We start from the raw sequence: 9208 nt of genomic DNA, 5'->3' as shown, positions 1-9208 counted from the left end.
GCGGTGGCCGCGGGGTCTGGGGGGACGCGTGGGGTGGACGCTACGCCGGCAGAGCGTCCGGGAGCGGGACTTCCGTTTCTTCCCTCCCGGCGCGTGCGGCCCTCGTGCCACCCGCCTCACGAACGTACGTCATGCCACGGGCGCGTCGCGTTTCCCCCGTGCGGTTCACGGGCCGCACGACGGTGCGTCCGACGGGTCCGGCGGCGAGGACCCGCCGGTGCGGTCCCCCGCGTGTCCGCTCCCGTCCGCGGGCCCGCCGCCGTCCCACCGCGCGCGCCTCATCTCGAGGCGCGGCAGGTGCCCGTCGGCGGTCCGGCCCGCCTCCTTCAGCGGGGTTCCCTCCGCGCGGTAGTGGTCGAGGGCCCTCAGCTCGTGGCCCGGCAGCAGCACCCCGTCCGCGCGGACGACCCGCCACCACGGGACGGCTCCCCCGTAGAGCGCCATCACGCGCCCGACCTGCCGGGGGCCGCCCTCCTCCAGCCATTCGGCCACGTCGCCGTACGTCATGACGCGGCCCGGCGGGATCCGTTCGGCCACGTCGAGGACCCGCTCGGCGTACTCGGGCAGGGCGCCCGCGTGCTCCGGACCGGTCTCGGGCGGAAGGCGCTGCTGGCTCATCCGACCCATCCTGCACCACCCCACCGACAACGCGGCCGGACCCGTGACGCGCACCGGGGCATGCGTACGCCTCGCCCGGGAACCGTGCTTCGGGCAGACTGTGCGACCCCGCACGTCGACCCTGCCGCCCGCGTGCGGCGGCGCGGCATGCCACCATCGTGCGGGCGGTGATCTGGTGATAAGAGACCAAGAAGAGGCAATGACGGAGCAGGGTGCGCATCCCGGGGACGCGGCGGGCACCTCTGACGCTTCGTCGCGCCCGGACCCCGGTCGCGCCGGTCCGCAGGACACGGATCACGGCGGTCGCGCCGGTCCGCCGGACGCCGGCACCGGGGACGCCGGGGAGCAGGCCGCCCCGGGCGCCCGCCACGCCGACGGCACGGACGGTGCGGGCGGCACGGATCCGGCGCGCGTCGAGGAGGTCGAGGGCGACGAACCCCTCCTCCCCGCGCGCGTGCACCGTCCGTCCGACCTCATGCGGCTCCTGGTGGGCGTGTTCGCCATCGGGGTGCTGCTGGCGATCGCCGCGTTCGCCCACGGCACCACCTCGGGGCTGGAACAGGACATCACCAAGGGCACCGGCCAGGCGCCCGACCTGCTCATCAAGATCGCCGGTCTGGCCTCCAGCATCGCGATCCTCCTCGTGCCAGTCGCCTTCGCCATCGAACGGCTGATCAAACGGGACGGGCTGCGGATCGCCGACGGTGTGCTCGCCGCCGTCCTCGCGCACGGAGTGACGCTCGCCACCGACCTGTGGGTCGCGCGGGCGGCCCCCGGCTCGATCCAGGAGGCGCTGACCCAGCCCTCCCCCGGCGACGTCCACGCCCTCACCGATCCGGTGCACGGCTATCTGGCACCCGTCATCGCCTACATGACGGCCGTCGGCATGTCCCGCAGACCCAGATGGCGCGCGGTGCTGTGGGTCGTGCTGCTCCTCGACGCCTTCTCGATGCTGGTCACCGGGTACACGACCCCGTTCTCGGTCATCCTGACGGTGCTGCTCGGCTGGACCGTCGCGTACGGCACCCTCTACGCGGTCGGGTCGCCCAACGTGCGCCCCACCGGGCAGACCCTGATGGCGGGCCTGCGGACCGTCGGCTTCCGTCCGGTGAGCGCGTCCCGCCAGGAGGCGCCGGACGCCGTCGAGGCCGGGGACCGGGGGCGCCGGTACTTCGTCACCCTGGAGGACGGTCCGCCGCTGGACGTGACCGTGGTCGACCGGGAGCAGCAAGCGCAGGGCTTCTTCTACCGCGCGTGGCGCAATCTGACCCTGCGCGGCTTCGCCACCCGCAGAAGCCTCCAGTCCCTGCGCCAGGCGCTCGAGCAGGAGGCGCTGCTGGCGTACGCGGCCATCGCGGCCGGCGCCAACGCGCCGAAGCTGATCGCGATGTCCGAGCTCGGCCCCGACGCGGTGATGCTCGTCTACGAGCACAGCGGCGGGCGCACCCTCGACTCGCTGCCGGACGAGGAGATCACCGACGCGCTGCTGCGCGACACCTGGCGCCAGGTGCAGGCGTTGCATTCCCGCCGGATCGCGCACCGCAGGCTGGTCGGCGACGCGATCCTGGTGGACCGTTCCGGCACGGTGATCCTCACCGACCTGCGGGTCGGGGAGATCGCGGCCGGCGAGGTGCTGCTGCGCATGGACGTCTCCCAGCTGCTGGTGACGCTGGGGCTGCGAGTGGGTGCCGAACGCTCGGTGGCCTCGGCACTGAGCGTGCTCGGCCCCGACGCCGTGGCGGACTGCCTGCCGATGCTCCAGCCGATCGCGCTGAGCCGCTCCACGCGCGCGACGCTGCGCCGGCTCGCCCGGGAGCGGGCCGAGCGGGAGCGCGAGGCGGTCCTGGAGGCCTCCCGGCAGGCCAAGCAGCCGCGCACGGAGCAGGCCGCGGACCATCCCGGGGAGGGGTCCCCGGCCGACGGTCCCGCCGCGGCCGGCAGGCCCGACAGGCACGGCAAGAAGGCCGTACGCGCGGAGCAGCGGGCCGAGAAGCGGGCGCTCGACGAGGCGCTGGAGGAGGCCCGCGAGGAGGACCTGCTCACGCAGATCCGGCACGAGGTGCTCCGGATCAGGCCGCAGGCGCCGGTCGAGCCGGTCCGTCTGGAGCGGGTGCGTCCGCGCACGCTGATCAGTTTCATCGCGGGCGCCATCGGCGGGTACTTCCTGCTGACGCAGCTCACCCACATCGAGTTCGGGCCGCTGATCGCCAACGCGGAGTGGGGCTGGGTCGCCGCGGCCGTGCTGTTCTCGGCCGCCAGTTACTTCGCCGCCGCCCTGGCGCTGCTGGGGTTCGTGCCGGAGCGGGTCCCGTTCGTCAGGACGGTGGCGGCGCAGGTCGCCGGTTCCTTCGTGAAGATCGTCGCCCCGGCGGCGGTGGGCGGCGTCGCCCTGAACACCCGGTTCCTCCAGCGTGCCGGGGTGCGTCCGGGGCTCGCGGTGGCGAGTGTCGGCGCGTCCCAGCTGTTCGGGCTGGGCTGCCACATCCTGATGCTGCTGGCGTTCGGCTACCTGACCGGTACCGAGAAGACGCCCTCGCTGTCTCCGTCCCGTACGGTCATCGCGGGTCTGCTGACGGTGGCGGTGCTGGTGCTGGTGGTGACCTCGGTGCCGTTCCTGCGGAAGTTCCTCTTCACCCGGGTGCGCTCGCTCTTCGCGGGGGTCGTGCCGCGGATGCTCGACGTGCTGCAGCGCCCGCAGAAGCTGGCCACCGGCATCGGCGGCATGCTGCTGCTGACCGCCTGCTTCGTCCTGTGCCTGTACGCCTCCGTCCGGGCGTTCGGCGACGGGACGACGTCGGTCAGCCTGGCCGGTGTCGCGGTGGTCTTCCTCGCGGGCAACGCGCTGGGGTCGGCGGCTCCCACACCGGGCGGTGTGGGGGCGGTCGAGGCGACCCTGACGGTCGGGCTGATCGCGGTCGGACTGCCCAGTGAGGTCGCCGCTCCGGCGGTGCTGCTGTTCCGGCTGCTGACCCTGTGGCTTCCGGTGCTCCCGGGGTGGCTGGCCTTCAACCACCTCACCCGCAAGGAGGCGCTGTAACCGCGACGGGCGGCGCGAGCAGACCACGGAGGCAACGAAACAGCAGGTCAGAGGGTTGCCCACAGGCTTCGACGGTGAATCCGGGACCTGCCTACCATGGCCTGACCGCCGTCCGCCGCACGACGCGGACGGCCCGCGAGGGGAATGGGGCCCATGACGCGTTTCGCACGGTGGACGGCTCTGGCGGCCTGTGCCGCGCTGCTGGCGGCGGGATGCGTCGGCTCCGGCGACCGCGACAGGGGCGGTACGGCGATCGACTGGGGGCGCTGCGAGGCCTCCGGGGACACGCCCGCGCCCGGTGACGAGTGGCAGTGCGGCACGCTCCGGGTGCCGCTCGACTGGTCGGACCCGGACGGCGGGACGATCGGGCTGGCGCTGATACGGGCGAGGGCCACGGGGGACGACCGCCTCGGGTCCCTGCTGTTCAACTTCGGCGGGCCCGGTGGTTCCGGCGTGTCCATGCTGCCCTCCTACGCCACCACCGCCTCGAAGCTGCGCGAGCGGTACGACCTGGTGAGCTGGGACCCGCGCGGGGTGGCCGCCAGCGAGGGCATCCGCTGCCGGGACGACGAGGAGATCCAGGCGGCCGAGTCGGTGGACTCCACCCCGGACACCCCGGCCGAGAAGCGGGCGTACTTCGCGGACGCGGCGGACTTCGGCAAGGGCTGCCGGGAGTCGGCCGGCAAGCTGCTGGCCCACGTGTCGACCACCGACACCGCCCGTGACATGGACCGCATCCGGCAGGCCCTGGGCGACGACAGGCTCCACTACTTCGGCATCTCCTACGGCACCGAACTCGGCGGCGTCTACGCCCACCTGTTCCCGAAGAGGGTGGGGCGGCTGGTCCTCGACGCGGTGGTCGACCCGAGCGCCGACACGGTGGGGCACGCCGAGAACCAGACCCGCGGATTCCAGCGCGCGCTGGAGAACTACCTGGAGTCCACCGGCCGGGACCCCGGGCAGGGGTCGCGCGAGATCGCGGAGCTGCTGGACCGGCTCGACGCCGAGCCGCTGCCGACGTCCTCGAAGGGGCGGGAGCTGACCCAGTCGCTGGCGCTGACCGGCATCGTCCTCCCCCTGTACGGCGAGGACGGCTGGCCGGTGCTGACCAGTGCGCTGGAGGCGGCCGAGGAGGGCGACGGATCGGAGCTGCTGGCGCTGGCCGACGGCTACAACGAACGGGACGCGTCGGGGAGGTACGGCACGACGACCCACTCGCAGCGGGCCATATCGTGCCTGGACGACAAGCAGCGGCTGACCGCGGACCGGACCGAGGAGCTGCTGCCGGAGTTCGAGCGGATCTCGCCGGTGTTCGGCTCCTTCCTCGGCTGGGACACGGCCGGCTGGTGCCACGAGTGGCCGGTGCCCGGTCAGCACGACACCCCGGAGGTGAGCGCGCCGGGTGCCGCTCCGGTCCTGGTGATCGGCAACACCGGCGATCCCGCCACTCCGTACGAGGGGGCCCGGCGGATGGCGGACGAGCTGGGCGAGGGCGTGGGGACCGTGCTCACCTGGGAGGGCGAGGGCCACGGCGCGTACGGCAGCGGGAGCGACTGCGTCGACTCCACCGTGGACGCGTACCTGCTGGAGGGCACGGTGCCAAAGGACGGCAAGGTCTGCTCATGACGACGGCGGGGGTCCCGCGCACCCGTGGTGCGCGGGACCCCCGCCGGAGACGTCCGGGACCCGTCCGGGATCGCGGGGCGACCCGGGGCCGGGCGATCGGTCAGTAGATCGGCTTCGCCGGCTCGATCTGGTTGACCCAGCCGACCACGCCGCCGCCGACGTGGACGGCGTCGGCGAAGCCCGCGGACTTCAGGACCGCGAGGACCTCCGCGCTGCGGACGCCCGTCTTGCAGTTCAGGACGATCTTCTTGTCCTGCGGGAGGCTCTCCAGGGCGCTGCCCATGAGGAACTCGTCCTTCGGGATCAGCCGGGCGCCGGGGATGGAGACGATCTCGAACTCGTTCGGCTCGCGGACGTCGATGATCTCGATGTTCTCGCCCTCGTCGATCCACTCCTTGAGCTGCTTGGGAGTGATCGTGGAGTCGGCGGCCGCCGCCTGGGCCTCCTCGGAGACGACGCCGCAGAAGGCTTCGTAGTCGATGAGTTCGGTGACGGTCGGGTTCTCGCCGCAGATCGCGCAGTCGGGGTCCTTGCGGACCTTGACCTGGCGGTACTGCATCTCCAGGGCGTCGTAGATCATCAGCCGGCCGACGAGCGGCTCGCCGATGCCGGCGAGGAGCTTGATGGCCTCGTTGGCCTGGATGGAGCCGATGGACGCGCACAGCACGCCCAGGACGCCGCCCTCGGCGCAGGAGGGGACCATGCCGGGGGGCGGGGGCTCCGGGTAGAGGCAGCGGTAGCACGGGCCGTGCTCGGACCAGAACACGGAGGCCTGGCCGTCGAAGCGGTAGATCGAACCCCAGACGTAGGGCTTGTTCAGCAGCACGCAGGCGTCGTTGACCAGGTACCGGGTCGCGAAGTTGTCCGTGCCGTCGACGATGAGGTCGTAGTCGCCGAAGATGCCCATCACGTTGTCGGCCTCGAGGCGCTCCTCGTGGAGGACCACGTTCACGTGGGGGTTGATGCCCCTGATCGAGTCGCGTGCGGACTCGGCCTTGGGCCGGCCGATGTCGGCCTGGCTGTGGATGACCTGCCGCTGCAGGTTGGACTCGTCGACCTCGTCGAACTCCACGATGCCGAGCGTGCCCACGCCGGCCGCGGCCAGGTACATCAGCCCCGGCGATCCCAGGCCACCGGCGCCGACGAACAGCACCTTGGCGTTCTTCAGCCGCTTCTGCCCGGCCATCCCCACGTCGGGGATGATCAGGTGGCGGGAGTACCTGCGGACCTCGTCTACGGTGAGCTCGGCGGCCGGCTCGACCAGGGGTGGCAACGACACGGGGACTCCGTTGGTCGGTCAATCACTACGGTTGTTCTTCATCCCAACAGTGCCATGGCCTTTTTCATTCCGAGACACCCGTCCCGACCTGCGAGACGACATCGTCCCAGTAGCCGGGCAGCGGTTCCCAGGGGCCGACGCGGCTGTCGCGGTCGGTGCGGTCGGTGAACCAGACGGTCGCGGCACCCTGCCAGCGGGCGACGCGCAGCGCTTCCTCCAGGTGCGGCCGGGGCACCCCGTGGACGAGGTGGCAGAAGCGCTCGGGCGGGTGGTCGACGGTCCACTCGGCCACCTGCGACCAGCGGTAGTCGGACCACGGGCCGCAGAAGGTGACCAGCTGGTCGGCGATCTCGGCGTGGCCGGGGTGCGGGTGGGTCCCGTGGCCGAGGAGGATGTGGGCCCCGTCGCGGATCGCCCGGAGCGTGCGGACCGCGCGCCGGACCGCGGGAAGCGCGGCGCGGTCCGCGGGGCAGCGGTCCAGGAGGAATCCGTCGGCCCGGTACCAGTCGGTGAACCGGTGCGCGTCCGAGACCAGTCCGCCGAAGTCCCGCAGGCCGTGGGCCGCGTCGAGACGGCCCAGGACGCGGACCCCGGCGTTGCGCAGGCGGCCGACCGCCTCCAGGCAGCTCGGATCGGGCTGCACTCCGGGCCCGTCGGCCACGTCCAGGACGACCCAGTGCAGGAGGCCCACGCCTCCCGGCCGGGTGAGCGCGTTCCACTCGGCCGGGGCGAGGAGGGGGTGCGCCAGGCCGGGCACCCCGAAGCCGGTACCGGCAGCGGTGCCGGTGCTCGTGCCGGTGCCGAAGCCGGGTCCGCTGTCGTCCGTGGCGGCCGGAGGGACGGGAGCGCGCGGACCGCCCGGGACGTCCGCACCACCCGGGTCGTCCGGACCGTCCGGACGACCCGGACCGCCCGGAGGGCTGTGGCGGATCAGATGCGACATGCCGCCTCCATCCAGATGTCGGCGAGGGACTCCTCGAGATTGATCCGGGGGCGCCAGCCGAGCCGGTCGCGCGCGGTGCGCACGTCCGCCTGCTGCCAGCTGCCGCAGCCGTCCGGGTACGGGAACGCGACCGAGGCCGCGTGCGGGTCGGACTCGCCGCGCGGGTGCCCGATGGCCTGCCTGAGGTGCGGGGTGTGAGCGCCGTGGGGGGCGTGGGGCCCGTCGAGCTCCTGGAGGGTGCCGCCGTACCCGGCGACGCGGGCGAGGACCGCGGCGGCGTCCCGCAGGCGGACGGCACGGCCCGAGCCGATGTTGATGACCCCCTGCGCGGCGGAGAGCGAGGCCGCGTGCACGGCACGGGCCACGTCCCGGACGTCGACGAAGTCGCGCTGGACGCCGAGTCCGCCGAGTTTCAGTTCGCCGTCGCCGGACTGCATGGCGCGGCGCATGGCCTCGGCGAGGCGGCCGAGGGGCGAACCGGCGGGGGTGCCGGGTCCCGCGGGTGAGAAGACCCGCAGGACCACGGCGTCCAGGCCGGAGCCGAGGACGAGTTCGGTCGCGGCGAGCTTGCTCACGCCGTACGGGCCGCCGGGGCGGGGGACGGCGTCCTCCGCCGTGGAGGAGTTGGGCTGGCTGGGGCCGTACTCGGCGCTGCAGCCGAGCTGCACGAGCCGGGCGCCGCAGCCGCTGCGGCGCAGGGCCTCGCAGACGGTGGCGACGGCGACGGTGTTGTGCCGGGTGAGGTCGCGGGCTCCGCCGCGGGTGGTGCCGGCGCAGTTGACCACGACGCCGGGGTGGACGGCGTCGAGGAACCGGGTGAGCGCGCCGGGGCTGCCGGTGGCGAGGTCGAAGCGGACGTCGGCGTCGTCGCCGCGGCCGAGGACGGTGAGCTGGACGGCCGGGTCGGCGAGCAGACGGTCGGCGACGAAGCGGCCGATGTACCCATTGGCTCCGATCAGCAGGACTCTCATCGGGTGGCTCCTGTGACGGCCGGGGCTGATGGGCGGGTGATCATGTGGAATCTCCTTGGGGTGGTGCCTCCGGCTGGGCGTGGGCCGAGGCTCGGGTGAGGGTGCGTGCTGCGTGGATCAGAAGGGCCAGGGCGGCCGTGCCGCAGACGAGGGCGGCGACGCCGCCGGGGCCCCAGGCCGCGGCCAGGGTTTCCACGGGGGTGGCCAGCGCCCCGCAGCCGGGCAGGCGGGCCGCGAAGACCGTGGCCAGGGCCGCGGCCTGGGCGAGGGACGCGGTGGCGAGGACCGTCCTCGGCGCGTGGGGGAGGCCGTGGAGGGTGAGGAGGCGGGCCAGGAAGAGGAGGGCGCCCAGGGTGAGCACTGCGTGGTGGGCGGGGGACTCGTCCAGGACCGTGGCGCAGAGGGTGAAGAGGGCCGCCAGGGCGCCCAGGAACAGGGCGAGGGACCCGAACAGCAGGGGGCGCACGGAGTCGGCGAAGTCCTCGAGGCCGCGGCTGGCCGCGACCTTGCGGCGGGCCCGTACCGCGAAGAACCGAACACTCCAGGCCCCGGGGGCGAAGGCCAGGATGAGGGCCAGGACCGGGGCGACCGTGAGCGCCCAGTCGCCGCCGGGCCCGTGGGTGGGCGGGCCGTCGGGACCGCCGGTGATCGCGGTGTGGAGCAGGCCGTCGCCCAGGAGGGCGTAGCCGAGGAGCCAGCAGGTCCAGGCCGCGGTGCCCGTGGTGGGCGGGGCG

6 protein-coding genes and 1 pseudogene are annotated in these 9208 nt (G+C 73.6%); 2 read left to right on the top strand and 5 right to left on the bottom strand.

All coding sequences use genetic code 11. The features are described 5' to 3' along the window. Positions 1 to 165: 165 nt before the first annotated feature. Positions 166 to 618: an MGMT family protein gene (locus tag AOK18_RS24705; RefSeq protein WP_055695758.1), complete on the bottom strand. Its 453-nt coding sequence runs from the start codon at positions 616 to 618 to the stop codon at positions 166 to 168. Between the two features lie 199 nt (positions 619 to 817). Between AOK18_RS24705 and AOK18_RS24700 the strand changes: the two genes are divergently transcribed. Both AOK18_RS24700 and AOK18_RS24695 read left to right on the top strand, forming a co-directional pair. Then, positions 818 to 3655, top strand: coding sequence for a lysylphosphatidylglycerol synthase transmembrane domain-containing protein (locus AOK18_RS24700; protein ID WP_055695757.1), 2838 nt, complete (start codon positions 818 to 820; stop codon positions 3653 to 3655). A gap of 153 nt (positions 3656 to 3808) precedes the next feature. Then, positions 3809 to 5281, top strand: a complete 1473-nt coding sequence (locus AOK18_RS24695) for an alpha/beta hydrolase (protein ID WP_055695756.1) — start codon at positions 3809 to 3811, stop codon at positions 5279 to 5281. Positions 5282 to 5381: 100 nt separating this feature from the next. Here the strand turns inward: AOK18_RS24695 and moeZ are convergent, their stop codons facing one another. The 4 genes and pseudogenes from moeZ to AOK18_RS24675 form a co-directional block, all read right to left on the bottom strand. Then, complete coding sequence (gene moeZ, locus AOK18_RS24690) at positions 5382 to 6560, bottom strand: adenylyltransferase/sulfurtransferase MoeZ (RefSeq protein ID WP_055695755.1); 1179 nt, start codon at positions 6558 to 6560, stop codon at positions 5382 to 5384. A gap of 64 nt (positions 6561 to 6624) precedes the next feature. Beyond that, complete coding sequence (locus AOK18_RS24685) at positions 6625 to 7503, bottom strand: spherulation-specific family 4 protein (RefSeq protein WP_079105155.1); 879 nt, start codon at positions 7501 to 7503, stop codon at positions 6625 to 6627. Further along, the gene (locus AOK18_RS24680; protein ID WP_055695754.1) at positions 7491 to 8474 is read right to left on the bottom strand and encodes an NAD-dependent epimerase/dehydratase family protein; all 984 of its coding nucleotides are present in this window, start codon (positions 8472 to 8474) and stop codon (positions 7491 to 7493) included. The genes AOK18_RS24685 and AOK18_RS24680 overlap by 13 nt, the downstream gene beginning before the upstream one ends. Positions 8475 to 8514: 40 nt before the next feature. Continuing rightward, positions 8515 to 9208 (bottom strand): annotated as a pseudogene (locus AOK18_RS24675) (hypothetical protein); the annotation flags it as partial.

The organism is Streptomyces prasinopilosus (genome assembly GCF_001419695.1).
In the GTDB taxonomy this organism is placed as follows: Bacteria; Actinomycetota; Actinomycetes; order Streptomycetales; family Streptomycetaceae; genus Streptomyces; species Streptomyces prasinopilosus.
This window is presented reverse-complemented; position numbering and strand designations above follow the sequence as displayed.

Bases quoted from the DNA above. Each gene is read 5' to 3' on its own strand.
- AOK18_RS24705 (WP_055695758.1), bottom strand. From the start codon at position 618: ATGAGCCAGCAGCGCCTTCCGCCCGAGACCGGTCCGGAGCACGCGGGC.
- AOK18_RS24700 (WP_055695757.1), top strand. From the start codon at position 818: ATGACGGAGCAGGGTGCGCATCCCGGGGACGCGGCGGGCACCTCTGAC.
- AOK18_RS24695 (WP_055695756.1), top strand. From the start codon at position 3,809: ATGACGCGTTTCGCACGGTGGACGGCTCTGGCGGCCTGTGCCGCGCTG.
- AOK18_RS24685 (WP_079105155.1), bottom strand. From the start codon at position 7,503: ATGTCGCATCTGATCCGCCACAGCCCTCCGGGCGGTCCGGGTCGTCCG.
- AOK18_RS24680 (WP_055695754.1), bottom strand. From the start codon at position 8,474: ATGAGAGTCCTGCTGATCGGAGCCAATGGGTACATCGGCCGCTTCGTC.